Source organism: Promicromonospora sp. NPDC110617, from assembly GCF_055598465.1.
In genome coordinates, this window is sequence record NZ_JBVKBM010000002.1 from 1,056,492 (window position 1) to 1,082,598 (window position 26,107).

Genomic DNA, 26,107 nt, shown 5'->3' on the forward strand with positions numbered 1-26,107 from the left:
CGTGAGGGGTGATCGGGCCTTCCGCCACTTCTTGCGACCGTGACACACATTAGCGCAGACGACCGACACGATCGAGCGACACGCTACGTGGCGCGCTCCTGCGGGGCTGCGGTGATCGTGCGCAGCCGGTCGACGTCGGTGGTGTCCTGCCCCCGGCCCCGGGCGATGCGCTCGACCACGGCCAGGACCTCGGCGACCCGGTAGACGGGGTGCCCGTTGACGCGCAGCTCGTTGCCGGCGCCGTCGTGCACGGGCTCGATCAGGCCGCGGGACTTGTACTCGCGCACGCGCGACGGCGTGACGTCCAGGCCCAGTCCGACCAGCGCTCGGGCGCAGTCGGTGGCGCCCAGCTGGAGGCCGGCCGCGAGGCCGAGCAGGCGGGCGCGACGCTCGGCGATCGTGTAGATCCATCCGCACCGCCGGCACGTGAACTCGGGCCGCGTGGCCACGGAGTACAGCTCCTCGGTGCACGGCTGCTGCCGGCCGTCCTCGAGCTGCACGGTGCCGACGCACCGGCCGAGGTAGAGCCGGTCCGGTGGCCGGTCGACCGTGATCGCCGCGGTGTGCAGCACGGCAAACAGGTGGTCGACCATCTCGGCGCCGTCGTACTGCGCGCGCATCCAGGGCACCTGGGCGGCCAGCCAGTGGCCGAGCGCCTTCGGGGTGTCCAGCGGACGGAACAGCCCGCGCTCGGTGGCGATGTGGTCGGCGGCCTCCCGGAGGCGGTCGATCAGCTCGGTGCGGGCGCTGCTGGCCCGGGAGTTGAACGGGACGGGCGACTCGTCGGGGTTGCCGGGAGCCGGCGTCGACGACGAGAAGTGTTGCGCCTTGATCGTGGCGTCCTCGAGGGCGTCGGCCAGCGAGCCGGTGCCGAGCAGCTCGAGCGCGAGCTCGTCGGCGTGCCGGCCGCACACCACCATCCCGGGCGGCACCATCTGGTCGCAGCGCGGCGTCACCTGGCACTTGGACAGCTTCATGCGAGGGCCTCCCTCATCTCGTCGTTGCACTTGCGGCACGGCTCTGGGAGCCCGTGCCGGCTGCACAGGTGCTCGTCGCCCAGCGGGGATGCCGGGCCACGCCACCCGTGCCAGGGGGAACCGAACCGGTCCACCTCGGGCACCACCTCGACGTCGCCGGCATCCCAGGTCGGGGCAGGCGCGGGCGCAGGTTCGGGTGCCGGGTTGGGAGCGGGGGTCGTGGTCTTGCGGCCTCCCTTGCCCCGTCGACGCTTCCGCCGGCGGGCAGATGGAGATCCAGGTGACGGCGAGGAACCCTCCCCCTGTCCCAGGACTAACCCAGGAGAAGACCCTCCCCCTGACCCTGCCCCGCGCGTGACACGCGCGCGAGGAGACTTCTGGGGGCTGGAAGACCAGTCGGTTTCCAGCTGGTCCGTCTCTGGTCTGGTCGGCGGGCGCTGCGCCTGGTCCGGGACGGTTAATTCCGGGGCGCCAACTATTCGCGAACTATTCGACCACAGGTCAGCCTCAGCGTCCGGTGCGGGCTCGGGCGAGACAGTGGTCTCAGCAGCCGGGCCCACCACGGGCGAGACAGCGGTGCTCACAGCGGCCACCGGGGCGACGTCGGGCGAGACCGTGGTCCCAGCGTCCGACGTCGCCTCAGCGGGCGTGAGCGGGTCGAGCTCGGTCGCGCGTGGCGCCGGGCGCAGCGTCATGCCGGCCTGGGCCGGAGTCCGCTTCCCCTTGCTCCCGTTGCAGCCCTTGCAGGCCACCACGAGGTTGCGCACACCCTGAGCCTTCATCGGGTCGACGTGATCGATCGTCCCGCGATCCGGCTCCGGTGAGCGCGTGTCCTTCCTCTTCACGGTCTTGCCGCAGTAGCGGCAGGCCGCGTGCTCGGCGCCCTTCTTGTGCGTGCCCGGGAGCGCGTCGCGCGCCCAGACCGCGTTGACGAGCTCCGGCTTGGCCAGCTCGGCCCGCTTGCGGCGGTTGAGCTTGTGGATCTCGCCCGGGTCGTACCGCATCTGGAACCAGTCGTGAAACCGCCAGTGCCCGGCAGGCACTGCTGGGCAGATCTCGCACGTGTGCCCGGGGCCATGCCAGAACCCAGCGTCGACCAGCAGGCCGGCGAGCTCCTCGATGGTGGGCACGTGGTACGCGACCGCGACCAGGTCAGGCAGCGACAGCAGGCCATCGGTCAACGACGCCTGAGTCGAGGAACCCGCCTCCGTCCACAGTCCCAGCGCGGCCAGACCTCGAAGGTCCCCGGCGAGAGTGCGGGCGACGAGCTTCCTCGTCTTGGGGTTGACCGGCAGCTGGTCATCCACCTGAAAGAACGGCACGAACGGTAGCTCCTTGCGTGGTAGGGCAGGTATCGGTGGCGCGCGGCGGTCCGCGCGCGGGTCTCGACCGGTCGGCGAGCGCCATGGGTGATCAGGCCTCCTCGGGCACGCTGACGACGGTCAGGGGGCCTGCGCCGGCCAGGTAGACCGAGGGGCGCGTGACGCCGCCAGAGGCCCAGGGGTGGTGCATGGCGCGCTTCGTGTGCCGCTCGCCGAACCGGTCAGCGATGACGGTGTCGACCGGCGCGCACGCCAGCCACTTCGTGACCGGGACCTCGGCGGCGTCTAGGACGTCGCCCGGCTTGAACGGCCACGCTTTGGGCTCGACGGCGGGGGCCGCGAGCGCCGCACGCAGCCGTCGGGCCGCTTCGGCGGGCGTGTGCCCGTCCCAGTCGGGTGCGCGGTCGACCTCGGGGACGTGGAACAGGTCCCAGTCGGCGGCGGGGTAGTGGTTGGAGACCTGGCCGTGCGGGTGCAGGTCGACGACGACGATGAACCATCCACCACCGAAGCACTCTTCGCCGTCGCTGTGCCGCCAGGACTTCACGGCCTTGCCCTGCTGCGCCCAGCCCTCGGCCGCGTGGGCGTTGTAGAGCATCCGGTACTCGTAGAGCTCGGCCATCGTGTGGTGCTCGTCGCGGGGGTTGTCGCGCGCGTCGCGGAGCTGCTTGCCCACGCGCTTGAGGGCCTTCACGAGCTTGCCGTGCGATGCCTCCAGCGCGTCAGCCCGGTCGGCGAGGTCCCGCACCTCGACCGCGGTGACGCCGAAGTACCCGTCGTCAGCCAGGTACGCGGTGGGGATGATCGCCCGGATCGCCTCCCCGAGCCCGACGCCGCTCCCCCGGTCGCCGGCGGCGTCGACCTCACGGCGAGGCACGCCGGCGCCGGTGGGGATGACGCACCCCGTCGGGTGCTCGCCCACGAGGTACAGCCCCTTGGTGGTGATCGGCCCGCCGGTGGCCAGCTTCACCGGCTCCTGCCCACTGGGGGTGTCCTCGGCCGGGCTCGTCGGCGTCGGGGGCGGGCAGGCCGAGGCTTCGCCGCAGTGGTCGCCGTCGGTGCACGGGGGGCGGTGGGCGTTCGCGGTCATCGGTCAGGTCTCCTTGGTGGTCGGGGCGGTGTGGGTGGCCCGGTGCGCGTCCCAGGCGTCCGGGGTGACGTGGAAGACGGTCGGCCGGCGCTGCCCGCGCGTGACGCGCGAGGGGCGGATGGGCACGTGGGTCTTGCACTGGTGGCACCAGAGCCGGACCGCGGTCGCGGGTGCCTCGTCCGTCGCGGTGTCAGTCACTGGTGGCCCGCAGCGTCATGTAGTCGACGAGCACGTCGAGCTGCCACCGCTGCAGCTCGAAGCCGGCGGCGCGGGCCTTGCGGGCGATCCGGCGACGGATGCGCCAGCGACGGAACGGGGTCAGGTGGCTCACCGGGCGCCCCCGGTAGCCGCGAGCGCCTCGCCGGTCTCGGTGAGGGCGATGGGGCGTCCGCGGCCGTGGTAGCCCTTGGCGCCCCAGCCGGGGATCTCCTCGAGGTTGCCGAGCTCGACCAGGCCGGCGTCGACGAGCGGGGTGATCGTGACCGGGTAGGACACGCCGGAGCTCCACCGCGGGCCGAGAATGGTCTGCACGACGATGACGGCCGCCCCGTGGGTGGTGCGGTGCGCGACGACCCACGACCGGGGCGCCTTCGACCTGTTGAGGTCGGCCAGCAGCGCCCACTGGCGGGGCGTGCACTGCTGCCCGGACGGCTTCACGTCGGGCAGCAGCCGGGCCCGTGGTGCGCCGGCGCCGTCCGCTTCGGCGAACGTCAACTCGACCTTGCCGTCGCGGACCAGCTGCGCCGCCTCGCGGGCGGAGAACGCCTCGACCTGGGCCGAGCCGACGACGCGGTACGCCTCGGTGACCTCGTACACCCGCAGGCGGCTAACCACGGCGCGCCTCGAGCAGGTGTGCGCGGATCCGCTCGGCGTGCTCGCGGGCGAGGAGCTGGCGTGCTGCCATCTGGAAGCCGCGCAGGCGGGCGTGCCGCTCGCTCTTGGGCTCGAAGGGCTCGAAGGCCTCCGGGTCGGCGGCACGCGCGAGCTCGTCGACGTCGAGCAGCACGTCCAGCGCGGCGTCCAGGCCCTCCTCGAGGATCACCCGGTACGCCACGAGGTCGTAGTGCTTCGTGCGGGACACGAACGCGGCGACGGCGCGATCGCGCCGGGTCGGACCGGCCGGGGCTTCGTTCTTCGGCTCGGTCATGACAGGAGCCCGTCGACCAGGGCGAGCACGCCGGCGACCAGGCCGACGGCGCACAGCGCGCCGAGGAGGATGACCAGCAGCGCGGGGTCGGCCGAGCCCCAGTCGAGGGTCTCGGCGGGCTCGACCGGGCGCACGGCGGGCGAGACCGTGTAGCGGGAGTAGGACGGGAAGGCCTGCCGCGCCTCGCGCTTGGTGTCGTACCCGCCGCGCCGGCCGATCGGCCGCCCGTACTTGTTGTCCTGCACCACCCATGCCTCCTGGCGGGACGGGACGAGGCCGCCGGCGGCGATCTCCAGGACGACGGGCCGGTCGATCGCGTCGTGCCAGCGCGTGAGGTCGGTGCCGCCGTCCAGGGCGGCGGAGAACGGGCAGTCGCGGAGGTCCTCGAACAGGTCGCGGCACTGGCGCGAGTGCAGGACGTAGATCGTGTCGGTGCTCGACACCGCGCGGCCGAGGTGTCGCACGTCCTCCCGCCGGGCGCCGACGAGCGTCTCGATCTCCTGCGGGCTTACCAGGTCAGCCACGGCCGTACCCCTTCCTGGTCTCGTTCTCGGCGCGGGCGGCCTCGAGCTCGTCGACGTCGCGCGCCGGCCTCGGGTTGTAGCCGCGGCGTTCCGCGGCGCGGCGGCGACGGGCGGCCTCGCGGCGCTCGTCGCGCTGTCGCTGGCGGCTGTGGGATCGGGCGGTCATGCCTTGGGCTCCTTCGTGGGCTGCTTCATGAGCTGGGTGCGGATGGTGCCGTCGAGGAGGTCGGCCGGCCGCCAGACGCCGACGTCGCCGGAGGCCTTCGTCAGGGCCGCGATCCACTTCTGCTGGGCGGGCGACAGCTCGCCGTCCGCCGGGAGCAGGGCGCGCCAGATGGTCTGGCCGGGCCGGCCCGGGCGGTGCAGGACGAGCATCGGCGAGCGCCAGGTGCCGTGCTGGAGGTTCCAGCGCAGGGCGCGGGCGAGCTGCTCGACGCCGGCGCGCAGTGCCGTCTCGGTCATGTCGTCGACGCGCGGGTCGTGGGTCGTGGTGGTCATGCCAGTCCTTCGAGGTCGAGTACGTCCTGGGCGAGGCGCCGGGCGGCGATCTCGCAGTACTTCTCGTCGAGCTCGATGCCGATCGCGCGGCGGCCGAGCGCCTTGGCGGCGACGAGGGTGGAGCCGGACCCGGTGAACGGGTCCGCGATGACGCCGGCGGGGGCCTTGGAGATCAGGGACTCCATGAGCTGCAGCGGCTTGGGGGTGGGGTGCCCGATGCGGTTCGGCGCGGAGGAGGAGTGGACGGCGCGCAGGATCGGGGACTCGCGCTTGCCGTTCCAGCCGCCGCCGGCGATGTAGATCAGCTCGTACCCGCGGCCCCAGGGGAACCGGGTGTCGCCCATGCCGACGCTGCCCTTGTCCCAGATGAGCGGGAACTCACGGAACCGCGGGGCGGCGTCGATCCGGGCGGGGGATCCGAAGATCGCGTAGGGCCGGTCGCCGCCGTGCCCGCTGCGGGCCCACGCCTCGAGCGCGGCGTCGCGCACGACCAGGTCCTTGTCCCAGTCCGGCTTGGCGATCGCGCGCCGGCGCTCGGGCGTCGCGTCGGTGCGAGCCGCGTGGGACAGGTGCGCGTCGAGGCCGTAGGGCGGGTCGGTGATCAGGACGTCGGCCGTGAGCCACGCCGTCACCTCCAGGCAGTTGCCGTGGTACAGCGTCACCTGGTCGTCCTGGTAGTACGGCGCCGGTGTGACGCCTCGTGCCTCTTCGCGCTCGTGGTTCGTGATCATGCGGGCCCCCTTCGTGGTGCTGGTGTTGCAGGTGGTTCTGGTGACGGCGCTCAGCCGCCGCCGGCGTCGTCGACGCCGGGTGGTGACGCCGCTCGTTCGCGCTCGCGCATGCGGGCGCGGTAGGCGAGGTTGCGGTGTGACGGCTTGCAGTACTCCTGCGTCGGTGACGTCGGCAGGAACGGCTTGCCGCAGTGCGCGCACGCGCGCGTCACCGCCGGGGTGACGGCGTCGGACGCGGCGTCACCCCGGTCGGTGGTGACGGCGGCGGGCGCGGCGTCACCCGTCGTGGTGGTGACGGCGCGCTGGCCGTCACCACCGGCGGCGTACGCGGCCTCGGCGGTCGCGTCGAGCAGCTCGTGCGCGTGCGCGAGGTCGGTCGCGGTGGTGACGTCACCCGCGAGCAGCGCGAGCACGGCGTCACGCGCGGCGCGACGGCGGGCGTACAGCGCGGCGGTGTACCCCTCGGCGAACCCGAGGCGCACCATCTCGTCGAGGATCCGCTGCGCCGTCACCCGGCCGGGCGCCGTCACCAGTCACCGCCGTCGTCCGGCTCGTCGACGTCGTCGACGGCGATGGAGTAGACGGGTGACGGCGCCGGCCGGGTCGCCGCGCACACCGCGTGATGGATCAGCGCGGGGTGCTCGGTCGGGTCCGGCCGCTCGCCGCGGCGCAGCGCCCGGACGGTCTTCCGGCCGGCGGACAGCGCGTGTGACGGCGCGACGCCGCCGTGGTAGGTCGGGTAGCCCACCACGAGCGGGACGTACGTCGGTTCGCCCTTGGTCGGCACATCGCGCACCAGGCGCACCAGGCGCACCTGCTCGCCGCACCCGTCCTTGCACGCCTGGGTCTCGAACGGGGACCGGGACAGGGCCATCTGGCGCGTCACGAGGCACCCCCGCCGTCTCGGGCGCGGGCGGCGGCGTCGCGGGCGATCGCGTCGAGCGAAGCGCGCGCGAGCTCGTCGCGGCACGTCCCGCACAGCGAGCCCGCCCCGGGGGCGCCGCACCGGTCGCACGCCGTCACGAGGCCAGCTCCGTCGCGTACTCGGCGAGGGCGTGGTCCCACCGCGCGGCGGCCTCCACCAGGAAGGCCAGGCGCTCGTGCGCGGTGGCCATGTCCGGGGCGAGGGCGTACCAGAGCGTGCCCTCGTCCAGGTCGGTCCGGGCCTCCCCCACGGCGAGCCCGTGCCGGCGGCCGGCGACCCACGACCCGAGGTCGAGGGCGAGCGCCGGGCGCAGGTCGGGGTGGTCGGCGCTGGGGCCCAGGACGATCGGCCGGGGCTCCAGCGGGGCGCGCCAGGTCAGGCCTGGCGCGGTGTGGGACTCGACCGTCCAGTGCCCGTCGGCGATCGCCGCCTCGAGGAACAGGGCGGACGGCGCGGGCGCGCCGATCGGCAGGGCGGGCGGCAGCTGCTCGTGCAGCAGCGTCAGCTCGGTCACTTCTTCCTCCAGCGGGCGACGAGGTCGGAGGCCTGGGCCAGGCCGACGATGCGGGCGGAGATGGTGCGGGATCGGGCATCGGCGTCGAGGTCGCGCACGCGGGCTCGGCTCGTGGCCACGGCCGCCTGGGCGAAGGCATCGCCCAGCTCCGGCCGCGCCAGGCCGTGGTCGGGCAGCGCCGCGGCGAGCACGTCGTGCGGGGACGCGCCCGGGGCCGGGGCCGGCGTCGAGCAGGTGTGCTCGTCGCCGGTCCAGTACCAGTCGCCGCAGTCGTGGCACATCGTGCGGTCGATGTGATCCCGTGGGTTGGTGGCCGCCCGTGCGGCCACGGCGGCGGCCACGAGGTCGGCGTCGGCGACGATGAGCTTCGCCTGCAGGTCGGTCCGCAGCTGGCGGTGCAGGGCGTCGCGCTGCTCACCGGTCAGGACCGGTTCGGGCTGGTCGCGGGTGTCCCACGGCATCGGCCGGGCGGGGGCGTCCGAGATCTCGACCCACGGGGGCAGCGCGATGCGCGGCTGGCCGGGGCGGTTCGCGTGCCGGGCCTTGGGCGCGCCGTGGCGACGGCGCAGGGTGCGCAGGGCGTTCACAGGGAGCCCCCGATCGCGAAGCCCACCACGACGACGTAGCCCAGGATCAGCAGGCTCGCGATCGTGACCAGCGCGGACATCCGGCGCGCGGGGTGGTGCCGGCGGGCGCTCACTGGGCACCCCCGGCCGGCGTCGGGTCGACCGTGCCGCGGGAGGCCGGCAGCGTCCGCTCGGACGCCGCGCGGCACTCCTCGGCTTCGAGCTCGGCCTCGCCGCGGTGCTCGCGCACCCGGCCATCCGCGGCCCACACCTCGGCCTTGAGGTCCGCGATGTCCTCGGTCGCCGCGGTGACGCCGGTGCTGCTGCTCTGCTCGATCGCGTCGATCAGGGTGACCGTCGCGAGGGAGGACAGCTCGTCGGCGTCGGCGTCGCGCTGCTCCTGGTCGGCCCAGGCCGCGTCGGTCGCGTCCAGGGCGGCCAGGCACGCGGTCGGGGTCGTGACCGGGACCTCGCGGGTCACGGTCACGAACTCGACGGACGGGGCGGCCGGCGCCGTCGTCCCCACGATGCCGAAGACGACGAACAGCGTGACCACGGCGACCGCGAGCAGCGTCGCGGCGCGGCGGATCAGCCGCCGGCGGCGAGGCCGGTCCGGCACCACGACCGGGGCCGTCGTAGCGACGACCATCGGGGCGCGGTCGATGACCACGACGTCGGCGGGGGTCTGCTGGGGCTTGGGGACCGCGCGAGAGCAGGGGCGGTTCCACCCGCCGCCGCCCTGCTCGAACCGGACGTGCACCGATCCGTGCGCGCCGTTCAGGCCTGCGCACTCCGGGCAGCGCACCTCGGCGCGAGCCGAGGGGGTCGTGCCGTCGTCGGCGCCGTCGGGCTCGGCGGCTGCCGCCAGGGCCTGCTCGCCCTCGGCGGCCAGGTCCAGGGTCAGGGCGTCGGCGTGCAGGACGAGCAGGCCACTGCCGACGGCGACCGTGTACAGGTCGGGCAGGGGCCCGACGGCGACCACCTTGCCCGGGCGGCCGACGAGGCTCTCGGCCTCGGCGTAGCCGTCGGCGTGGACGATGCGGACGTGGTCGCCCGGCGTGAAGGTGGCGAACGAGGCGCCGCGCGTGCGCTGCGGCAGCTCGGGCAGCTCGCGCGGCTCCGCCGTGGCGGCGTCCGCCGTGGCGAGCATCCGGTGGGCCGCGAGCGCCGGCGTGCCGGTCGCCGGCGCCAGGTCCTGGGCGGCCAGCTCGTCGGCGCGGCGGTGCTCCTCCTCGTGCGCCTCGACGGCGGCGAGGTGCTCCTCGTGCTCCTCGTCCGTCGCGTCGGACGTGCAGATCATGACGAGCATGTGCTCGTCACAGGTGTAGACGGACTGCGACAGGGTCGGCTGGTCAGTCACGGTGACCTCGAGGGGCTCCGGCTCGGCGGGCAGGACGCGGACCTCGACGACCTTGTACGTGCGGCCGGTGCCGGCGTGCTGGGTGCGCAACTCGTCGACGGCCGCCTGGGCGTCGGCGGCGTCGTCGAACAGCGCCCCGCCGTCGTGCAGGGTGTGGTCGCTGGGCGTGCCGTCGACGACGTCGGCGCTCGACCAGATGTCCGCCCCCGCGACGGTCCACTCCTCGCGGGTCTCCGCGATCGCGTAGCCGAGGATCTCGCCCGGCTCCAGGGCGGCGCTCATGCCTTCACCGCCGCGGCGGCGCGGTCGGCCAGGGCGCGGATGCCGCCCTTGTCCCCGAGGTAGGCCAGGGCGTCGAGCCAGGCCTGCGCCATCGTGTCGTCGCCGGCGAGGACGGAGCGCCACCGCTCCTGCCACACCGTCTTGCGCGCGACGGCGACGGCCTCGTCGCCCTCGGCGCCGCGGGCGGTCGCAGCCGCCAGGGCGTCCTTGGCCATGCCGCGAGCAGTGGTGCTCACGGCCAGGCTCTCGGTCTTCGACTGGTGCATCTCGTACACTCCTTCTGAGTGATCGGTAGGGCCCCGGGACGTCTTGGTGGGTGACCCGGGGCTTTGCTGTGTCTGCGGTCAGGCAGCGGATTCGGTGGGCCAGTGCGCGCGCTGGGCGCGGATCAGCTCGACGAGCTCCTCGTACGACTTCCCGCCCGGGCGGACCGCGCGGCGCGCAGCCTCCTCGACGGGCAGGGAGTCACGGATCCGACGGGCCTCGAAGAGGAGGCGGCCGGCGTCCTCGATCGCCTTGTCCGACGGCGCCAGCGCGGCGACGTCACCCGGCTTGAGCTCGGTGCTCACAGGTCCCCTCTCGGTTTCGTAGGCGGGCGAACACGTATCGACTATTCGATACGTCAGGCCGCGACAATGGCGATAGTGCGGCGCGCGAAAAGCTCCTTGACCTCGACGCCGAGGAACTCGGCGATCCGGTCCAGCTCGTCCGTGTTGAACGGGCGCTTGCCGGCGAGCTTCTCCGAGACGGTCGTTGGGGTTCTGCCGATGTAGCTGGCGAGGGACGCCTGCGACTGGCCCGCGACCTTGAGTCGCACTTGGATCTGCTCGGCCACGACGTCGCGGCTCCTGACGAACGGCTTCATGGCGCGAACGTATCGAACTATCGATACTCTCGCAAGGTGACCTAGCGGGTGATCTCGAATAGTCGATACCCTCGTGGCATGCCAAGTGACTTCTCGCGCGAGTTCGCGCGCCACCTGAACGACGTGAGGGTTGAGCGCGGGGTCACCCAGACCGCCGTCGCCAAACTGCTCAGCAAGTCCCAGAGCGTGATCTCCGAGCACGTGTCGGGCGTCCGACCGCCCGACACCGACCTCATCGACGCCATCGCCTACCTAGGAGGCTTGACCAGCATGGAGCTGGTCACGATCATCCAAGACCGCATGCGCGCGCTCGCCCGACCCGCACCCGGCGCACCCGGCACACCTTCGGGTGCCGGCGTCGGTTCGCCGCATCCAACATCGCTCGCGCCCGGGGACACGAATGCAGCCCCGTCGCGCGTCCACGGACAGTCGGTTCGTCGTCGGGGCGGACGCTCCCGGTGACGTGAGCTGGATGTAGCAGGCACCACGTTGCCCAGCAGCTCGTCTCTGGGCACTTCCCCCGCAGGACACCCTTGCCCCTGTTTTCCCCCGTATGTGGCATGCACGTAAGTCTGCAACTCGCCACCCGGCCGAATGCGCCACTTGTCCGACTTTTCCCAGTACCGATCACCCGGGTGAATTGATATCCCATGTGATGACATCACCCATTTGAATGCGAATTCATCGAGTGCTTTACAAAACCGACGAGGAGGTACAAATGGGCGCACAACTCGCCGCCGTCCCGCGCGCGCTCCGGCGCGTCATCGCGATCATCCGCGTGTCCGACGAAGGCGACCGCGGGGAACAGCTCCTGTCCCCCGAGCTGCAGCTGGCAGCCATCGAACGCGATGCACCACGACGCGGCTGGAAAATCGTCGACACCGTCGAGGCCATCGACCAGTCCGGCTCCCAGCGCCGCTCCGCATGGTGGCCCACACTCGACGCACAGATCGAACGTGTCGAGGCCGGCGAGGTCGACGGCATCGTGGCCTGGAAATACTCGCGCTTCGCCCGAAACCGCGTCCGATGGGCAATCGCGGTCGACCGAATCGAATCGGCCCACGGCATTCTGGAATCGGCGACGGAGGAGCTCGACGCCACAACCAGCGCGGGGCGCTTCCAGCGAGGCGTGCTCGCCGAGGTGAATGCGTTCCAGGCCGACCAGATCGGTGAGACCTGGCGCGAGACGCACCAGAACCGCCTTGAGCGCGGCCTGCCCATCAACGGACGGCCACGCTTCGGCTACAGCTACTCACGCGAGACCGGCTTCGTGCCCGACCCGATCACCGGACCCGTGCTCGCCGAGGCATACCGTCGCTACGTCGCCGGCGACTCGTTCTACGCCGTCACGGGCTGGATGAAGGACACTGGGACACGGCCCGTCGACTACGGCAACGACGTCAAGGGCAAGGGGAAATGGACCTCCACCACGATCCGGCGCATGCTCGACTCCGGCTTCGGTGCCGGCCTGCTCAACCACCATGACCCGGAGTGCAAGCGCAAGCACGCGTCCACAGGCAGCTGTAAGCAGCGCATCTTCCGAGCCGGCGCGCACGAGGCCGTCATCGACGCCGCCACCTGGGAGAGGTTCCAGGCAGCCCGCGCCGAGCGCGGACGCCCACAGAGCGCCCGTGCCGAACGATCCGAGCACCTGTTAGTCGGCCTGGTCCGATGCGTGACAGACGTAGACGGAGAGCCCTGCAACGGACGGATGGCCTACCGCCGGCAACGCGAGGGGGTCATGGTCGTCTTCTGTGCACGTGCAGCGAACGAGCTCGTTCACCCGCGCAGCGCCGCCGTCTCAACCAACGTCGAAGCCGACGTCATGAAGTGGCTCCGGAAAACCGCCGACCGTGTCGAGGACGCCGTTGCCCTCGCAGCTGCCGCCGCGGCCGACCGCAGCAATGAGCTCGCCCAGCTCGACACCGAGATCTCTGCTGCGCGGGCCGACCTCGACCGCCAGACCCGGCGCTACGTCGCCGACCTCATCCCCGAGGAGATCTGGCCGTCCATCCTTGCCGACCTCCAGTCCAAGATCACCACGCTCCTGCGCCGGCAGGAGCGACTGAACGCGACCGACCACACCCCTCCCGAGGTGATCGCGGCCGAGGCGCTACACGACTGGGACACGCTCCCCGTTGAGCACCAGCGGAGCATCCTGCGTCGCCTGATCGACCGTGTCGAGGTGAAGACTGGGCGAATTACGCCCGTCGAGGGTGCCCGAAACAAGACCCGCCGCGCTATGGTCCACGTCGTACCCCGCTAGTTCCGATCAGACAACACTCACGTGGTTGAACGCCTTGACGACCTTGGACGTCGGCAGGTGCTCCTGGAGCAGGCCGGCGGTGGTCGCCTCGCCGCGGTCCAGGGCCTCGATGTGGCCGTCGCGCTCCCAGTAGTAGTTATTGGTGTCGAGCACGACCTTGCCCGCGAGCGGCTCGACCGGGATGTCGCGGTAGGCCTTCAGCGGCACCGAGATCACGGCGACGTCGGCGGCCTCTGCCGCCTCCTGCGCGGTCGCGGCGCGGGCCTTGGGCCCGAGCTCCTCGACGAGATCGGCGAGCGTCTCGGGGCCGCGCGAGTTGGCGATCACGACCTCGTTGCCCTGCGCGATCGCCACGCGGGCGACCTGGCTGCCGATGTGTCCTGCTCCGATGATGCCGAAGGTAGTCATACGCTCGGCAACCCCGCGGACGGGCACCGCATTCCACCCGCTCCCGCCCAGGGGATTCCTGGCGGTCGTTCGTACGATGGCCCCCATGGTGAACGGCGACGCGGGAGCCCAGGCACGGTCGTACCGGAGGGCCCCGGAGCGGCGCGCCCAGATCCTCACGAGCGCCATCGCCGTCTTCGCCGAGCGCGGCGTGGGCGCGTCCCTGCGGGCCATCGGCGAGGCGATCGGCGTCTCGCACGCCGCGCTGCGCTACTACTTCGCGCACCGCGACGAGCTGCTCGTCGAGGTGTACCGGGCGCACGAGGCCCGGGCCGCGGAGCCCGCGGCCCCGGAGGAGGTCTCGGCGGTCGCCCTGATGGAGCGCAGCGCCGAGCGCAACGCGACCATCCCCGGCCTGGTCGAGCTGTACGCGACGCTCACCACCGACGCGCTCCAGGCGGAGCAGCACCCGGACACCCGCGAGTTCGTGCGAGCCCGGTTCCGGGGCGTCCGCGCCGACCTCGCCGAACGGGTCCGGGCGGGCCAGGCCTCCGGCGTGATCGCCGCCGACATCGACCCGGACGACGCCGCCGCGCTGGTCGCGGCGGCGTCCGACGGCCTCCAGCTCCAATGGTTGCTGGACCCGGAGGCCGTGGACGTGCGGCGGTCGCTGGAGCTCCTGGAACGGCTGCTGCCCGGAAGCGAGCACCCGGCGGCGCCGGAGTAGGTCTCGTCGCGTCCCACCGCGGATTGCGAGGTGTACCGCGGGTAGTGAGGTGTACTCGGAGAGGACTGGCCGGGTGGGCTGTATTCGGGCTGTCCTGGACCCGCCGAATCCGGCCCGACCGGACTGTCCGGCTAAGCCGGCAAAGCCGTGTCACGGCCGAACGAAGTTCAGCCCACCCGGCCAGAGCCGTCCGCGTACACCTTGCTTCCCGCGCCGCCTCGCCGAGCGAACCGGACCGGCCCGGCGAGGCGGTACCGGCCCTACCCCGTCGCCTCGGCCGGGTCCCAGCCCTCCGGCAGCGGCGCGACCGGCCCGACGGCTGAGGCGATCTTCACCGGTTGTCCGGCCGCGGCGGCGTCCCGGATCCCGAGCAGGATGTCCAGGACGTGCGCCGCCACCGCGCCCGACGCCCGCTCGGTGCCGCCGTCGCGGATCGAGCGCACCAGGTCGACGACGCCGGCGCCGCGCCCGAACTCCGGGCCGGACGCCGGGAGCGCCGTCGGCTCGTCGGAGCCGTAGCGCCACAGGGACGACGCGCCGTCGAACCCGTTCGGGTCGGGCAGCACGATCGTGCCCTCGGTGCCGTTGACCTCGACGAACCCGCTGCGGGGCAGCGCGTGCTGGAACGAGAACGTCGACTGCGCCGACCGCCCCTCGCCGAACTCGATGATCGCGGCGTGGTGGGTCGGCACCTCGACGGGGAACACCTCGCCCGCCCGGGGGCCGCTGCCGATGGTGCGGGTCTGCCGGGAGGTGGAGGCCACGGCCTGGACCCGGGTCGCGGAGCCGAGGACGTGCACCAGCGTGGTCACGTAGTACGGCCCCATGTCGAACAGCGGGCCGCCGCCGAGCGCGAACAGGAAGTCGGGGCTCGGGTGCCAGGACTCCGGCCCGGGCACGTGGAACATCGTGGTCGCCGTCAGCGGCTCCCCGATGTCGCCGCGCGCGATCGCCCGCAGCGCCGTCTGGATGCCGGCACCCAGCACCGTGTCCGGGGCGCACGCGACGCGCAGGCCGCGCGCCTCGGCGTCCGCCAGCAGAGCGGCCGCGCCGTCGGCGTCGAGCGCGACCGGCTTCTCGCTCCACACGTGCTTGCCGGCGGCCAGGATGCGGTGCCCCACCTCGGTGTGCACCGCGGGGACGGTGAGGTTCACGACCACGTCGACGTCGTCCCGGGCCAGCAGCTCGTCCACGCTGCCGGACGCCGGAACGCCGTACTCCCGGGCCCGCTCGGCGGCACGCGCGAGGTCGAGGTCGGCGACGAACCGCACCTCGACGTCGGGGAACCGCGTCAGGTTCTCCAGGTACTGGGTCGAGATGTTGCCGGCCCCGACGATGCCGACGCCCGCGGCGTTCGGCCCGCTCACCGGTCGTGCTCCGTCAGCCAGGCCAGGGACTCCGCGATGCCCTCGAACACGTCCCCGCCGTAGGCGTCGAACTCGATGACCCGGGTCGCCGCCGGGGCCGCAGCCAGGATGGCGGGCACGTCGACCTCGCCCGAACCGGCCGGCTGCTGCCGGTCGACGTCACCGTCCAGCGTGCCGTCCTTGACGTGGATCAGGCGCACCCGGTCGCCCAGGGCCGCGAGCAGCGCCGGGACGTCCGCTCCCCCGACGGCCGCCCAGTACGTGTCGACCTCCAGCACCACCTCCGGCGCCAGGTGCTCCACGAACACCTCCAGGGCGTGCCGGTCGCCGAGGCGCGTGCCCAGCTCCCAGGCGTGGTTGTGGTACCCGAACTCCAGACCCCGGTGCGCGGCGAGCGCCGCCAGGGCGTTGACCCGCTCGGCGAGCCGGGCCACCTGGTCGGCCGTCTGCCACTCCTCCGCGGGCAGGAACGGGTCGATCACGGTCGCCATCCCCAGTGCGACGGCGGCGTCGAAGATCGCCTCTGGGGTCTCGGCCGCGAGCACGGGTGCGTGGCCCGACGGCGCGGTCACGCCCGTCGCCGCGAACGCCCGCAGGTAGTCGTCGGTGCGCTCGTGGAAGGCGTACGGCTCCACGTGCCGCAGGCCGATCTCGGCCAGGCGCGCCACGGCGCCGTCCAGGTCGTCAGCTACCGCGTCTCGGACCGAGTAGAGCTGTACGGATGTCACAGGCGTCGTCGGCATGGAACTCCTTCGTTCGGCACGGCCTCTCCCCGGCCACCCCGTTGCGGCCGCGTCGCTGAGTACCGCCGACGATGGTAGCGACGAAATTCTTACAGTGGAAGATTCTGTGCGCCTCCACTCACGTCCAGCCACCACTCCAGCCGGCCGTGCCCGTCCAGGTGGGCCAGCCGGTCCGGGGCCGCGCGGTCGAGGTTCGTCTCCGCCCCGAGCATGGGTTCGACGCCGACCGACCGGTACGGGCCGGTGTCGGGCCAGCCGCCGAGGTTGCGCCACACCACCAAAGACACCGGGGCGGCGTACCCCGACCCGACGCCCCAGCGCAGCACGAGCCGGTCGGCGCCGTCCACGACGTCGAGCCGGTCGGTCGCGACCACCGCGCACCGGGCGGTCCCGTCGTCCGGGCCGAGGACGTCGAGCGGCACTCCCCTGCCGTCGGGCCAGGTGCCGGCCCGCGTCGCTCCGGGCTCCGGCCACTCGACCACCAGGGTGTCCGGGCGGCCGGGGACCTCCAGGCGCGCGTCCGGACCGAGGTCGAGCAGCAGGTGCACGGCGTGCAGCAGGCCGGCGCCCGGCGGGCCGTCGATCGTGTAGCGGGCGCGGACCACGCCGTCGTCCGCCCGGAGGCGGCGGCTCAGGGCGAGGTTCCCGGCCCGGACCCGCGCCGCGCCGTCGCCGCCGTCCGACCAGGGCCGGGACCACACCTCGCCGTGGTCGCTCGGCCCGCCGATCGTCGGCAGGCACTCCTCGCCGCCGCCGGCATCGACGAACGGGTCGCCAGGGGCGACCCCCGTCCGGGCTGCCGCCGGGACCCACGGGTTGCGCCAGAGCCACTCGCGCTCCGGCGTGGCCAGCGAGGTCCAGCGGCCGCCGAGGGCCGGGTCGGTGCGGACGGTGAGCGGCCGGCCCGCGCCCGGCCCCGTCACACCCGGTCCAGCAGGACGACGTCGCAGTCCTGCCAGGTCCACGGCACGTCCAGGCCGTCGGCCGCGAGGGCCGCGCCCGTCCGCACCTCGTCCTCGCCCCGCACCCGGTACTGCGCGTCCGGGTCCAGGTCGCACAGGCGCACGGTGAGTCCCGGGGCACCGGTGCGACGCCAGGCCAGCACCACCACCGTGTCGGTCCCCGTGTACTGCACCGCGCACGCCGGGTCGGCCGGGGCGCCGTGCCGCCGGACCCGCCCGGTGTGCACCACCGGGCGGATCGAGCGGTACAGGTCCACGAACGACGCCGCCCGCTTCCGGGTCGCGTCGTCCCAGGCCAGGAGGTCCGCCCCGATACCGAGCACGCCGGCCATGGCCACGACGAACCGGAACTCCAGGCTCGCCGGTGCGCTCTGCCGGTCGGCGTCGAGGTTGTCAGGCAGGTCGGTGACCCACGAGCTCATGGTCCACGCGGGCAGCACGCCCAGGAACCCGTGCTGGATCGCCAGCCGGTCGCGCGGCCCGGTCTCGTCGCTGGGCCAGACGACGTCGGTCCGGGCGAGGACGGCGTGGTCGATCCGGCCGCCGCCGCCCGCACAGCCCTCGACGGTGACCCGCGGGAACTCGGCGCGCAGCGCGTCGAGCACCCGGTAGTAGGCCTGGGTGTGCCGCCAGGACCAGTCGTCGCCGCCCGGGGCGGTGCGCCCGCCGTCGGCGATGGAGCGGTTCATGTCCCACTTGAGGTACGTGATGTCGGTGTCGGTCAGCAGCCGGCGCAGCGTGCCGAGCACCCACTCCTCGACCTCGGGCAGGCCGAGGTTCAGCATGTACTGGTGGCGCAGCGTCTCCAGGGGACGCCCGTCCACGTGGTGCGCCCACTCGGGGTGCGCGCGGTACAGGTCGCTGTCGGGGCTGACCGCCTCGGGCTCGACCCAGAGGCCGAAGCGCATGCCGAACGCCTGGACGCCGTCGGCGAGCGGCCCGAGGCCGCCGGGGATGCGCTCGGTGTCGACCTCCCAGTCGCCCAGCGCGGCCCGGTCGGTCGTGCGGCCGCGGAACCAGCCGTCGTCGACCACGAAGACCTCCGCGCCCACCTCGGCCGCCGCCTGCGCGAGCCGGAGCTGGTGCTCCACGCGGACGTCGAACGTGGTGGCGAACCACGAGTTGTAGACGACGGGCCGGTGCTCGGGGCCGCGGGTGCGGGCCAGGGTCGCCTCGTACTCGTGCCAGGCCTGCGCCAGATCGTCGGCGTCGCCGTCGACCCGCACGCCGGCCAGGACCGGGGTGGTCAGCGTGGCGCCGGGGCCCAGGGTGAGGATGCCCGACTCGTCGTCCGGCCCGGCCGAGACGCGGACGTGGTCGGCGAACGGGACGGCGTCGAGGGCCATCCGCCACGAGCCGCTGTAGGCGAGGGCGACGCCGTACCGGACGGGGGCGTCCGTTCCGGCGGAGCGGACCACCCCGTCCGTTCCGGCGGCCACGACCGTCACGACCGGCGCGTACGTGTGCGACGTGATGCCCTGCCGGCTGCCGATGCTCAGGGTGCCCGCGCCCAGACCGGTACGGAACGGCGTGAACTCCCGCGACCACGCCCCGCCGAGCAGGTCCACCTGCGCCCCGCCCGACGTCGGCACGGTGAACGCCCCGCCCCAGCCGCGCAGCACCTCGATCGGCTGCGCCGAACGGTTGTCGAGGCGAGTCCACTTCTCCACGACGTCGTGGTCCGGGTGGGTCCTGAGGTGCAGGGTCACGCCGAGGCCGAGCACCTCGTCGGCGAGCGGGCAGACCAGGTGCGTGCCGCCGTCGTCGTCCTGGGTGAGCGAGACCTCGCCGGTCAGGGCGAGGCGCGCGCCCCGGACGCCGTCCGCGCGCCGGACCACCAGCTCCGCGCCGTGCACGTTGCGCGTGCCGAGCGCCGTGGCCTCCAGGGGCAGCAGGTCGAGGTCCGCCTCGAAGGACGACGTCGCCGCCACGGGCGGCACCGCGCCGTCGGCTCCGGGCCCCCAGCCGACGGCAACCAGCCCGGCCCCGCGCGGCGCCTCGCCCACGACGTACTGACCCGAGCGGGTCGGAAGAATCCAGGTCACTTGTTGGCTCCTACGAGAAGTCCGGACACGAACTGCTTCTGGAACAGGAAGAACACGATCGCCGTCGGCACGGCCGCGATCAACGAGCCCGCCGCCACCACGTTCCACGCGCTCGAGAACCCGCCCTGCAGGTTGAGCAGGGCCGCGGTGATCGGGAACTTCGCCTCGGTGCGCAGCACCGTCATCGCCCAGATCAGGTCGTTGAAGATCCAGGTCGTGGCGAGGGCCGCGAGCGCCGCCAGGGACGGCCGCGACAGGGGCAGCACGATGCGCCAGAAGATGCCGCCGGGGCCGGCGCCGTCGAGCCGCGCGGCCTCGAAGACCTCGTTCGGGAGGCTGCGCATGAACCCGTGCAGCACGAAGGTGTAGAAGCCGATGCCGAACCCGACCTGGACCACGACGAGGGCGGTGAGCGTGTCGCCGATGCCGATGGCCTCGGTGATCGACGCGACCGGCACGAGCAGGATCTGCGGGGGCAGCAGGTTGCCGGCGAGCATGGTGAGCAGGATGGTCCGACGGAACGGGATGTCGAACCGGCTCAGGGCGTACGCGGCGAACGACGACAGCGCCAGGGAGAGGATCACGGCGCACACGGTCACGAGCACGCTGTTGCCGAGAGAGCGCAGCACGCCGCCCGCGGTCAGGGCGGTGGTGAAGCCGTCGAGGCTGAACGACGCCGGGAGGGCGCCGAGGCCGCGGCCGGCGATGTCGTCGTAGGAGCGCACCGCGACGAACAGCACGAACACGATGGGGCTCAGCCACAGCAACGTGACCGGGACCATCGCGACGTGCAGCCACGGCGAGCGGGCGGGCTTGGGCCGGCGCCGCCGGGCGGCGGGCCGTCTGCTGGCCGTCGTCGGGGCGCCGGTCGCGGCGGGTGGGGCGAGTGCTGACATGTCAGTCCTCCGTCCGGGCCTGGCGGGCGAGGTAGGTGATGATGAAGCCGATCGCGAGGGCGAAGATGACCACCGCGATGGCGGAGGCGTAGCCGAGGTTCCCCGTGGTGAAGGCCTGCTGGAACATGTAGGTGCTCAGGAGCTGGGTCTCGTTGTAGGGGCCGCCGCGGGTCATCGCCCAGACGATGTCGAAGGTGCGCAGCGAGTCGATGACGGTCACGGCGAAGACGACCATGTTCACGCCGCGCAGCTGCGGCATGACGATGCGCCAGAACCGCTGCCACGCGTTGGCGCCGTCGACGGCGGCGGCCTCCTCCAGCGTGCCGTCGGTGCCCTTGAGGCCGGCCAGGTACAGCACCATGATGTAGCCGACCTGGCGCCAGACGGCGGCGATGAGCACGGCCCCGAGGGCGACGGCGGGGTCGGCGAGCCACTGGCGTTCCAGGTGCTCGAGACCGAGCAGGCCGAGGGTGCCGTTGATCGGCCCGTCGGGCGCGTACATGACGCGCCAGAACAGGCCGCTGACGGCGAGCGAGACGACCATCGGCAGGTAGATGGCGCTGCGGTAGAGGCTCACCATCGGGCCGGGCTTGTTCAGGGTGACCGCGAGGGCGAGGCCGCCCACCACGGACAGGCCGCCGAAGCCGAGCACCCAGATCACGTTGTTGCGCAGGGCGGTCAGGAAGATCGGGTCGGCGGCCAGGTCGCGGAAGTTCTGCAGGCCCACGGGCTCGGCCAGACCGATCCCGTCCCAGCGGGTCAGGGCGAGCGAGAACGAGTTGGCCGCCGGCCAGAACACCCAGAACAGCTCGACCACGAACGGGACCAGCAGGAACACCCAGACGAGCAGCGGGACGCGGGCGAACCGGTTCGGGCGGCGGGTCGCGGTGGACGGCTGCGCGCTCACGACGCGAAGACCCCCTCGGCCGCCGTCTGCCACTCGTCGAGGGTCTTCTTCATGGAGCCCGGGTCGGCGAGGAACTTGGTCAGGGCGGTGTCGGCGGTGGCCTGGAGGGCGTCCGAGGAGTCGCGGTTGAAGAACTGCGTGATCTCCTCGGTGTTGTTCAGCAGCTCGATGCCCTTCTGCACCAGCGGGCTGAACGACGTGGTGTCGACGTCGGGCGAGGTGGGCAGGTTGGCGGACTTGGACTGCTCGATGTACTGCTGCTGCGAGTCGGCGGACGCGAGGTAGCTCAGCAGGTCCCGGGCGCCCTGGTGGTTGTCGCTCCGGGCGGCGGCGAAGAAGCCGTCGGTCGGGGCCTCCTCGGCCGTCGGCACCGAGTCGTTGATGACGGGCACGGAGAAGAAGTCGAGGTCGTCGCGCTGGTCCTCGGGGAAGTAGCCGGAGACGAACGCCCCGACGAGGTACATGGCCGACTTGTCCTGGGCCACGGGCGTGGCGGCGTCCTGCGCGGTGTAGGAGGCCGCGTTCTTGTCGAAGTACGGGATGAGCCGCTTGTACTCCTCCATGACGGCCACCACCTCGGGGTCGTTGAAGGCGTGCTCGCCGGCCAGCAGCTCCCGGTGGTACTGGGCCCCGTTGATCCGCAGGTCCAGGTAGTCGAACCAGCCCGACGCCATCCACGGCGTGGACGACAGGCCGTTGGTCAGCGGCACGATGCCCTGGCCGCTGAGGTTCTCGCACAGCGCGTGGAACTCGTCCCACGACGTGGGCGGCTCCACGCCCCACTTCTCGAACGCCGACTTCTTGTAGAAGACGCTCCACCAGTAGTAGCTGGTCGGCACGAAGATCTGGTTGCCCGACGCGTCGCTGGACAGGCTGCGCAGCGCGTCCGAGTACCCGGCGCACGCGCCGTCGCCCTCCCACAGGGGCGACACGTCGAGCAGCAGACCCTCCTCGGCATAGGACCGGGCCACGGACCCGGCGTACCAGCTCAGCACCTCGGGCGAGTCGCCGGAGCGCAGGTAGTTCGTCAGCTGCGCCCGGAACTGCTCGGTGGCCACCGAGTTCATCGTCACGTCGCCGCCGGGGTACGCCTTGACCAGCGCCTCCAGGGCGGCCTTCGGGTCCGCGTCCTGGATCGAGTTCTGCAGCGTGATCAGGCCGGAGCTCGCGCCGCCCCCGCCACCGCCGCTGCCGCCCGACGTCGTCCCCACGCATGCGGCCAGCAGGCTCGCCGCACCCAGCGTCATACCGCCCGCGAGCAGCTCGCGGCGGGTGATCGTTCGCTTGGACATCTTTGTTCCTCCTCCGTGCGCCCTCGTTGGCGCACCTGGTACTGCTCAGATCACGGGCGCGGGTCGGTCCGCGCCCGTCAGGTTCCTGCGGCCGGGTGCACAGCCTCCCGGACGACGGCGGCGGGCCCGCGCAGCAGCGCCTCGCCGCGACGGGCGACGGCGTGCCGCAGGTCGGCCGCGTGCCGCGACGCCGCGAGCTCCGGGCGGCCCAACAGGGCCTCGGCCGTCGCGGTGTCGCCGGCCAGCAGCGCGAGCTGGGCGTCCAGCACGAGGACACGCCGGTCGCGCACGCGCAGCGGGTCCTCCTCGAACAGCAGGAGGTCGGGCAGCGAGGTGGCGAAGTAGTCGACGCGCGGCACCTCGACGGCGTACGCGTCGCGGTAGGCGCGCAGCGCCGCCGTCAGGTCGTCGGCGGCCGCGGTCTCGCCGGTGCGGCGCAGCGCGAGGACCGTCCAGAAGGTCTGCTCGCCGTGCTCCTGCGTGCTCATCTCGACGAAGTCGCCGCGCTGGGTCGCGGCGGTGCGCCACGCGTCCCGGGCTTCCGCTGTGCCGGCCGCGTCCGTGCCGGCCGCCGCGAGCGCGTCGCCCAGCAGCAGGTGCAGGTTCGCCGTGCTCGCGAGGGGGTGGCGTGCCTCTCCCAGGGTCGGCGGCGGGGCGAGGGCGGCGCGCACGTGCCCGACGGCGTCCGCGGCCCGGCCCTCCGCGAGCGCGTCCAGGGCGCGGTGGGTCTGCGCGCGGTCCCAGGCCAGGAGCGCCTGACCCTCGCCGCCCTCCCACGGGTGCAGCCGGCGGCCGCCGAGGATCGCCAGGGCCTCGGCGGCCCGGCCCTCGGTGACCATGAGGTGCAGGGCCTCGACGGCGAGGTCGTCGCGGTCGAGAGGCCCGCCCCGCTGGTCGAGACCGGCACCCCGCTGGTCGAGCCTGTCGAGACCCCCGAGCAGCATCTCGAGCCGCTCCCCCGGACCGACCCCCGTCAGCGCCGCGAGCTGGTCGCGTTCGTAGCGCAGCCGGGCGTCGTCCGGCGCGACGGCGCACGCCCGGTCGTAGGCCTCGGCCGCGCCGGCCAGGTCGCGCTCGTGGTTGACGGCGGCCAGACCGATGTTGCGCCAGGCCACGGCGTCGGACGGGTCCCGCTCGACGGCCGCGCGCCACAGCGCGAGAGCATCGCCCCGGCGCCCGGCGGCGTAGGTCCAGTGCCCCAGGAGCGACCGCGCGCGGGCGTCGGACGGGGCGGCGCCGGCCGCTTCGCGCAGCACCGCGGCGTCCGCGAGCCGGCCCGGGAAGCACCAGGCGGCGTCCACCCCGCGGGCCCGGGCCCGCTCGGCGGCGGCCTCGTCCGGGCGCCCGGCCAGCCGCAGCACGTGCGCACGGTGGTAGGCGAGCAGCGGCCGGACGGCGGTCTGCCCGGCGGGCCGGTGGTCCTCGCGGGACTCCGCCTCGTCCAGGCACGCGAGCGCGGCGTCGTGCTCCCCCACCCCGGCGAGCTCGATCGCGACGTCGAGCAGGGTCTGGGCGTCGCCGCTGGCGGGCTGCCCGTCCAGGTGCCGCAGCCACGCGTCGAGCGGGTCGAGGGCGCGGGCGGCGGCGAGGGTGGCCGCCGCGTCGGTGTGCTGCCGCAGCCGACCGTGGCACACCACGCTCAGCGCGAGCGCCTGGAGGTGGTCGGGCTCGGTGCGGCGCACGTCGGCCAGCCGGTCCAGGGCGGCCGCGTGCCGCCCGGCGCGTGCGTCGAGCCGCGCCATCCGGTAGCCCGCGGCGGCCCGCCAGGCCCGCGACCAGGCGGCCTGGGCGTAGGCGTCGTAGGCACCCGGGACGTCGCCGAGCTCCTCGCGGACCAGGCCGAGCAGGTAGACCGCCGTGGTGTCGCGGGGGCTGCGGTGCAGGCGGGTCAGCCGCGCGACGGCGCGCTCCAGGTGGTCGCGCGCCGCCTCCGCGTCGCCCGCCACGTAGGCACGCCGGGCCAGGCCCACCCGGCTGTCCACGTGCCCCGGGTCCCGGTCCAGGGCCGCGCGCCAGTACGGCTCGGGCGAGCGCGTGGCGTGCCGGTACAGGTCGAGGTGCGCCGCGACGAGCGCCAGCTCCTCGACGGTGCCGACCTCGTCGGGGGCGGGCGGCTCCTCGGCGGGGTCGGGCTCGGCCTCGTCACGGGGCGTGCCGGCCGGGGTCCCGGTCTCGGCCTCAGTCTCGGTCCAGGTGACCAGGGTCCGGTCCCCGTGGGTCACCGTGACCGTCAGGGGGCCAGTGCCGGCGGGGACCTCGTGGCTCAGCAGGGCCGGGCGGATGGGGTCCACGGCGACGACGTCGGTGGTCAGCACCGCGCCGTCGGCCGAGAGCGTGACCGTCAGATCGTCCAGGGGGCGCGGCACGACGACGCCGACGCGCGCCGTCGTCGTCGGCACAGCACCGTCGTCCCCGCCCGGACCCGACCGCTCCAGCCGGACCGCGGCGTCGAGCGTGGCCCGGTCCACCGGGCCGACGTCGCGGAACGGGTACCAGTACTGGGAGAAGACCTTGGTCTCGCCCGGGGCCAGGTACGCGAAGTCGGGCTGGTTGTCGGTGAACACGCCGGCCATGAGCTCGACGTAGTGCGAGCCGTCGTCGGCCAGGTTGGCGTCCCAGGCGTGGCCGAACGGGGCGTTGCCCCAGGTCCACTGCTTCTTGCCGGGCGAGAGGGCACGGTCGGCGACGTGCACGAAACCGAGCCGCGCCGCGTGGTCGTAGCCGCCGAAGAACTCCTCGTCGCTCGCGAGGCACATGTACGAGGTGGGCACCGGGATGTTGCGGTACCAGTCGAGGCGGTCGCCGCCCCGGTCCGCGAGCGCCGGGTAGTCCACGCCGTAGTAGGGGCGGTCCGCGTGCGGGAACGCGGTGATCGCGCGCCGCGCGTGGTCGGCCACGTACGTCACGTCGTGCGGGAAGAAGGACTGGTAGTCGTCGTCCACCTTGGCCGCCACGTTGGCCCACCACAGGAACGACTGCGGCAGCTCGCTGCGGTTGTAGAGCCGCACCGTCAGCTCCAGCACCGCGCTGTCGGGGCGCAGCCGGACGCCGTGCATGCCCTTCATCCGGGTGAACGGGTCGTGGTCGGAGCACCAGACGACGACGGCGCCGTCCGGCTCCTCCTCGATCTCGACGTCGACCGGAAGGTAGGTGGCCGGGCGGTGGTGCTGCGGCCAGTTGAGCTCCACGCCGCCCGCCACCCACGGCCCCGCCAGGCCCACCAGCGCGGGCTTGATCACGGGGTTGGTCCAGAAGAAGTCCCGGCCGCTGCCCCGCTCGCGGGCCACGTGGATGCGCCCGCCCAGCTCCGGCAGCACGACCACGCGCAGCCACTCGTTCTCCAGGTGCACCGCCTGCCAGTCGCGCGGGTGGGGCTCGTCGGCGATCTGGTGGTGGAACGGCAGGGGGTACACGCGGCCGGACGACCCCTGGTAGACGCGCCGGTCCAGGTACGCCGGGAACCGGTCGGGCGGCAGGGGTTCGTAGGTGGTCAGGGTGAGCGGCGCCTCCCAGGCGGCCGCGGCCCGGCCGGCCAGGTCGTCGGGCCGGGCGGGAAGGTCGAGCATGGACTCCACATCGAGCATGGGTCCGACGCTACGAACCTCCGGGGCGCCCCGGAAGCGACGTATCGATGCACTTGCCTGGACGATCCGACGATTCCCCGGCGGGCAACGCCCCCTGACGCGGGCGGGCGGACGGCGCTACCCTCCAGGG

The 26,107-nt window shown here is 73.4% G+C and carries 30 protein-coding genes and 1 pseudogene; 3 read left to right on the top strand and 28 right to left on the bottom strand.

Going from position 1 to position 26,107, the window contains the following annotated elements:
• Window positions 1-83 precede the first annotated feature (83 nt).
• The 19 genes from ACZ7LE_RS15465 to ACZ7LE_RS15555 all read right to left on the bottom strand — a co-directional run bounded on the left by ACZ7LE_RS15465 (window position 84) and on the right by ACZ7LE_RS15555 (window position 10,801).
• Window positions 84-977: a hypothetical protein gene (locus ACZ7LE_RS15465; RefSeq protein ID WP_470404134.1), complete on the bottom strand. Its 894-nt coding sequence runs from the start codon at window positions 975-977 to the stop codon at window positions 84-86.
• The gene (locus ACZ7LE_RS15470) at window positions 974-2,299 is read right to left on the bottom strand and encodes an HNH endonuclease (RefSeq protein WP_470404135.1); all 1,326 of its coding nucleotides are present in this window, start codon (window positions 2,297-2,299) and stop codon (window positions 974-976) included. The genes ACZ7LE_RS15465 and ACZ7LE_RS15470 overlap by 4 nt, the downstream gene beginning before the upstream one ends.
• A gap of 91 nt (window positions 2,300-2,390) precedes the next feature.
• The gene (locus tag ACZ7LE_RS15475) at window positions 2,391-3,389 is read right to left on the bottom strand and encodes a WDGH domain-containing protein (RefSeq protein WP_470404136.1); all 999 of its coding nucleotides are present in this window, start codon (window positions 3,387-3,389) and stop codon (window positions 2,391-2,393) included.
• 3 nt (window positions 3,390-3,392) lie between these two features.
• The gene (locus tag ACZ7LE_RS15480; protein WP_470404137.1) at window positions 3,393-3,587 is read right to left on the bottom strand and encodes a hypothetical protein; all 195 of its coding nucleotides are present in this window, start codon (window positions 3,585-3,587) and stop codon (window positions 3,393-3,395) included.
• Window positions 3,580-3,720 (bottom strand): hypothetical protein, encoded by a 141-nt coding sequence (locus ACZ7LE_RS15485; RefSeq protein ID WP_470404138.1) that lies wholly within the window; start codon window positions 3,718-3,720, stop codon window positions 3,580-3,582. Before ACZ7LE_RS15485 ends, ACZ7LE_RS15480 begins: the two co-directional genes overlap by 8 nt.
• A complete protein-coding gene (locus tag ACZ7LE_RS15490) occupies window positions 3,717-4,223 on the bottom strand; it encodes a hypothetical protein (RefSeq protein WP_470404139.1) in 507 nt (168 codons plus the stop codon). Before ACZ7LE_RS15490 ends, ACZ7LE_RS15485 begins: the two co-directional genes overlap by 4 nt.
• Window positions 4,216-4,536: a hypothetical protein gene (locus ACZ7LE_RS15495; RefSeq protein ID WP_470404140.1), complete on the bottom strand. Its 321-nt coding sequence runs from the start codon at window positions 4,534-4,536 to the stop codon at window positions 4,216-4,218. The genes ACZ7LE_RS15490 and ACZ7LE_RS15495 overlap by 8 nt, the downstream gene beginning before the upstream one ends.
• Complete coding sequence (locus ACZ7LE_RS15500) at window positions 4,533-5,060, bottom strand: hypothetical protein (protein WP_470404141.1); 528 nt, start codon at window positions 5,058-5,060, stop codon at window positions 4,533-4,535. Before ACZ7LE_RS15500 ends, ACZ7LE_RS15495 begins: the two co-directional genes overlap by 4 nt.
• On the bottom strand, window positions 5,053-5,226 hold the full coding sequence (locus tag ACZ7LE_RS15505) for a hypothetical protein (RefSeq protein WP_470404142.1): 174 nt from the start codon (window positions 5,224-5,226) through the stop codon (window positions 5,053-5,055). The genes ACZ7LE_RS15500 and ACZ7LE_RS15505 overlap by 8 nt, the downstream gene beginning before the upstream one ends.
• Window positions 5,223-5,558 carry a hypothetical protein gene (locus ACZ7LE_RS15510; RefSeq protein ID WP_470404143.1) on the bottom strand — a complete coding sequence of 112 codons (336 nt, stop codon included), beginning with the start codon at window positions 5,556-5,558 and terminating at the stop codon, window positions 5,223-5,225. Before ACZ7LE_RS15510 ends, ACZ7LE_RS15505 begins: the two co-directional genes overlap by 4 nt.
• Window positions 5,555-6,289, bottom strand: coding sequence for a DNA-methyltransferase (locus ACZ7LE_RS15515; protein WP_470404144.1), 735 nt, complete (start codon window positions 6,287-6,289; stop codon window positions 5,555-5,557). The genes ACZ7LE_RS15510 and ACZ7LE_RS15515 overlap by 4 nt, the downstream gene beginning before the upstream one ends.
• Before the next feature lie 50 nt (window positions 6,290-6,339).
• Window positions 6,340-6,819, bottom strand: coding sequence for a hypothetical protein (locus ACZ7LE_RS15520; RefSeq protein ID WP_470404145.1), 480 nt, complete (start codon window positions 6,817-6,819; stop codon window positions 6,340-6,342).
• On the bottom strand, window positions 6,816-7,175 hold the full coding sequence (locus ACZ7LE_RS15525; protein ID WP_470404146.1) for a hypothetical protein: 360 nt from the start codon (window positions 7,173-7,175) through the stop codon (window positions 6,816-6,818). The genes ACZ7LE_RS15520 and ACZ7LE_RS15525 overlap by 4 nt, the downstream gene beginning before the upstream one ends.
• A gap of 133 nt (window positions 7,176-7,308) precedes the next feature.
• A complete protein-coding gene (locus ACZ7LE_RS15530; protein WP_470404147.1) occupies window positions 7,309-7,728 on the bottom strand; it encodes a hypothetical protein in 420 nt (139 codons plus the stop codon).
• Window positions 7,725-8,315, bottom strand: a complete 591-nt coding sequence (locus tag ACZ7LE_RS15535; protein WP_470404148.1) for a hypothetical protein — start codon at window positions 8,313-8,315, stop codon at window positions 7,725-7,727. The genes ACZ7LE_RS15530 and ACZ7LE_RS15535 overlap by 4 nt, the downstream gene beginning before the upstream one ends.
• A gap of 109 nt (window positions 8,316-8,424) precedes the next feature.
• The gene (locus tag ACZ7LE_RS15540) at window positions 8,425-9,936 is read right to left on the bottom strand and encodes a hypothetical protein (protein WP_470404149.1); all 1,512 of its coding nucleotides are present in this window, start codon (window positions 9,934-9,936) and stop codon (window positions 8,425-8,427) included.
• Entirely contained in the window at window positions 9,933-10,202 is a 270-nt protein-coding gene (locus tag ACZ7LE_RS15545) for a hypothetical protein (RefSeq protein WP_470404150.1), read from the bottom strand. The genes ACZ7LE_RS15540 and ACZ7LE_RS15545 overlap by 4 nt, the downstream gene beginning before the upstream one ends.
• A gap of 78 nt (window positions 10,203-10,280) precedes the next feature.
• Entirely contained in the window at window positions 10,281-10,505 is a 225-nt protein-coding gene (locus ACZ7LE_RS15550; protein ID WP_470404151.1) for a hypothetical protein, read from the bottom strand.
• Window positions 10,506-10,558: 53 nt separating this feature from the next.
• Complete coding sequence (locus ACZ7LE_RS15555; RefSeq protein ID WP_470404152.1) at window positions 10,559-10,801, bottom strand: helix-turn-helix domain-containing protein; 243 nt, start codon at window positions 10,799-10,801, stop codon at window positions 10,559-10,561.
• Between the two features lie 78 nt (window positions 10,802-10,879).
• Here ACZ7LE_RS15555 and ACZ7LE_RS15560 point away from each other — a divergent pair, with 78 nt between their 5' ends.
• Together ACZ7LE_RS15560 and ACZ7LE_RS15565 are read left to right on the top strand one after the other, a co-directional pair.
• A complete protein-coding gene (locus ACZ7LE_RS15560; protein ID WP_470404153.1) occupies window positions 10,880-11,263 on the top strand; it encodes a helix-turn-helix domain-containing protein in 384 nt (127 codons plus the stop codon).
• A gap of 256 nt (window positions 11,264-11,519) precedes the next feature.
• Window positions 11,520-13,067, top strand: coding sequence for a recombinase family protein (locus ACZ7LE_RS15565; protein WP_470404154.1), 1,548 nt, complete (start codon window positions 11,520-11,522; stop codon window positions 13,065-13,067).
• Between the two features lie 18 nt (window positions 13,068-13,085).
• Here the strand turns inward: ACZ7LE_RS15565 and ACZ7LE_RS15570 are convergent.
• Window positions 13,086-13,643 (bottom strand): annotated as a pseudogene (locus tag ACZ7LE_RS15570) (NADPH-dependent F420 reductase); the annotation flags it as partial.
• Here ACZ7LE_RS15570 and ACZ7LE_RS15575 point away from each other — a divergent pair.
• Window positions 13,561-14,181, top strand: a complete 621-nt coding sequence (locus tag ACZ7LE_RS15575; RefSeq protein WP_470404155.1) for a TetR/AcrR family transcriptional regulator — start codon at window positions 13,561-13,563, stop codon at window positions 14,179-14,181. The pseudogene ACZ7LE_RS15570 and the gene ACZ7LE_RS15575 sit on opposite strands and share 83 nt — an antisense overlap.
• A 260-nt stretch (window positions 14,182-14,441) precedes the next feature.
• Here ACZ7LE_RS15575 and ACZ7LE_RS15580 read toward each other — a convergent pair whose 3' ends face one another.
• The 8 genes from ACZ7LE_RS15580 to ACZ7LE_RS15615 form a co-directional block, all read right to left on the bottom strand.
• A complete protein-coding gene (locus tag ACZ7LE_RS15580) occupies window positions 14,442-15,548 on the bottom strand; it encodes a Gfo/Idh/MocA family protein (RefSeq protein ID WP_470404156.1) in 1,107 nt (368 codons plus the stop codon).
• Window positions 15,545-16,291 carry a sugar phosphate isomerase/epimerase family protein gene (locus tag ACZ7LE_RS15585; RefSeq protein WP_470404157.1) on the bottom strand — a complete coding sequence of 249 codons (747 nt, stop codon included), beginning with the start codon at window positions 16,289-16,291 and terminating at the stop codon, window positions 15,545-15,547. Before ACZ7LE_RS15585 ends, ACZ7LE_RS15580 begins: the two co-directional genes overlap by 4 nt.
• Before the next feature lie 89 nt (window positions 16,292-16,380).
• Window positions 16,381-17,256 (bottom strand): hypothetical protein, encoded by an 876-nt coding sequence (locus ACZ7LE_RS15590; RefSeq protein WP_470404158.1) that lies wholly within the window; start codon window positions 17,254-17,256, stop codon window positions 16,381-16,383.
• Window positions 17,211-19,298 carry an alpha-galactosidase gene (locus tag ACZ7LE_RS15595; RefSeq protein ID WP_470404159.1) on the bottom strand — a complete coding sequence of 696 codons (2,088 nt, stop codon included), beginning with the start codon at window positions 19,296-19,298 and terminating at the stop codon, window positions 17,211-17,213. Before ACZ7LE_RS15595 ends, ACZ7LE_RS15590 begins: the two co-directional genes overlap by 46 nt.
• Window positions 19,295-20,194 (bottom strand): carbohydrate ABC transporter permease, encoded by a 900-nt coding sequence (locus ACZ7LE_RS15600; protein ID WP_470404160.1) that lies wholly within the window; start codon window positions 20,192-20,194, stop codon window positions 19,295-19,297. The genes ACZ7LE_RS15595 and ACZ7LE_RS15600 overlap by 4 nt, the downstream gene beginning before the upstream one ends.
• A gap of 1 nt (window position 20,195) precedes the next feature.
• A complete protein-coding gene (locus tag ACZ7LE_RS15605) occupies window positions 20,196-21,101 on the bottom strand; it encodes a carbohydrate ABC transporter permease (protein ID WP_470404161.1) in 906 nt (301 codons plus the stop codon).
• Window positions 21,098-22,393: an ABC transporter substrate-binding protein gene (locus tag ACZ7LE_RS15610; RefSeq protein WP_470404162.1), complete on the bottom strand. Its 1,296-nt coding sequence runs from the start codon at window positions 22,391-22,393 to the stop codon at window positions 21,098-21,100. The genes ACZ7LE_RS15605 and ACZ7LE_RS15610 overlap by 4 nt, the downstream gene beginning before the upstream one ends.
• A 77-nt stretch (window positions 22,394-22,470) precedes the next feature.
• Window positions 22,471-25,977, bottom strand: coding sequence for a DUF5107 domain-containing protein (locus ACZ7LE_RS15615; RefSeq protein ID WP_470404163.1), 3,507 nt, complete (start codon window positions 25,975-25,977; stop codon window positions 22,471-22,473).
• Window positions 25,978-26,107: the final 130 nt, after the last annotated feature.

What these genes read in the sequence shown, in the direction of transcription:
- ACZ7LE_RS15565 (WP_470404154.1), top strand. Translation starts at nt 11,520, where the DNA reads ATGGGCGCACAACTCGCCGCCGTCCCGCGCGCGCTCCGGCGCGTCATC.
- ACZ7LE_RS15545 (WP_470404150.1), bottom strand. Translation starts at nt 10,202, where the DNA reads ATGCACCAGTCGAAGACCGAGAGCCTGGCCGTGAGCACCACTGCTCGC.
- ACZ7LE_RS15560 (WP_470404153.1), top strand. Translation starts at nt 10,880, where the DNA reads ATGCCAAGTGACTTCTCGCGCGAGTTCGCGCGCCACCTGAACGACGTG.
- ACZ7LE_RS15615 (WP_470404163.1), bottom strand. Translation starts at nt 25,977, where the DNA reads ATGCTCGATGTGGAGTCCATGCTCGACCTTCCCGCCCGGCCCGACGAC.
- ACZ7LE_RS15600 (WP_470404160.1), bottom strand. Translation starts at nt 20,194, where the DNA reads ATGTCAGCACTCGCCCCACCCGCCGCGACCGGCGCCCCGACGACGGCC.
- ACZ7LE_RS15610 (WP_470404162.1), bottom strand. Translation starts at nt 22,393, where the DNA reads ATGTCCAAGCGAACGATCACCCGCCGCGAGCTGCTCGCGGGCGGTATG.
- ACZ7LE_RS15555 (WP_470404152.1), bottom strand. Translation starts at nt 10,801, where the DNA reads ATGAAGCCGTTCGTCAGGAGCCGCGACGTCGTGGCCGAGCAGATCCAA.
- ACZ7LE_RS15475 (WP_470404136.1), bottom strand. Translation starts at nt 3,389, where the DNA reads ATGACCGCGAACGCCCACCGCCCCCCGTGCACCGACGGCGACCACTGC.
- ACZ7LE_RS15575 (WP_470404155.1), top strand. Translation starts at nt 13,561, where the DNA reads ATGGTGAACGGCGACGCGGGAGCCCAGGCACGGTCGTACCGGAGGGCC.
- ACZ7LE_RS15505 (WP_470404142.1), bottom strand. Translation starts at nt 5,226, where the DNA reads ATGACCGCCCGATCCCACAGCCGCCAGCGACAGCGCGACGAGCGCCGC.
- ACZ7LE_RS15540 (WP_470404149.1), bottom strand. Translation starts at nt 9,936, where the DNA reads ATGAGCGCCGCCCTGGAGCCGGGCGAGATCCTCGGCTACGCGATCGCG.
- ACZ7LE_RS15465 (WP_470404134.1), bottom strand. Translation starts at nt 977, where the DNA reads ATGAAGCTGTCCAAGTGCCAGGTGACGCCGCGCTGCGACCAGATGGTG.
- ACZ7LE_RS15495 (WP_470404140.1), bottom strand. Translation starts at nt 4,536, where the DNA reads ATGACCGAGCCGAAGAACGAAGCCCCGGCCGGTCCGACCCGGCGCGAT.
- ACZ7LE_RS15515 (WP_470404144.1), bottom strand. Translation starts at nt 6,289, where the DNA reads ATGATCACGAACCACGAGCGCGAAGAGGCACGAGGCGTCACACCGGCG.
- ACZ7LE_RS15585 (WP_470404157.1), bottom strand. Translation starts at nt 16,291, where the DNA reads ATGCCGACGACGCCTGTGACATCCGTACAGCTCTACTCGGTCCGAGAC.
- ACZ7LE_RS15510 (WP_470404143.1), bottom strand. Translation starts at nt 5,558, where the DNA reads ATGACCACCACGACCCACGACCCGCGCGTCGACGACATGACCGAGACG.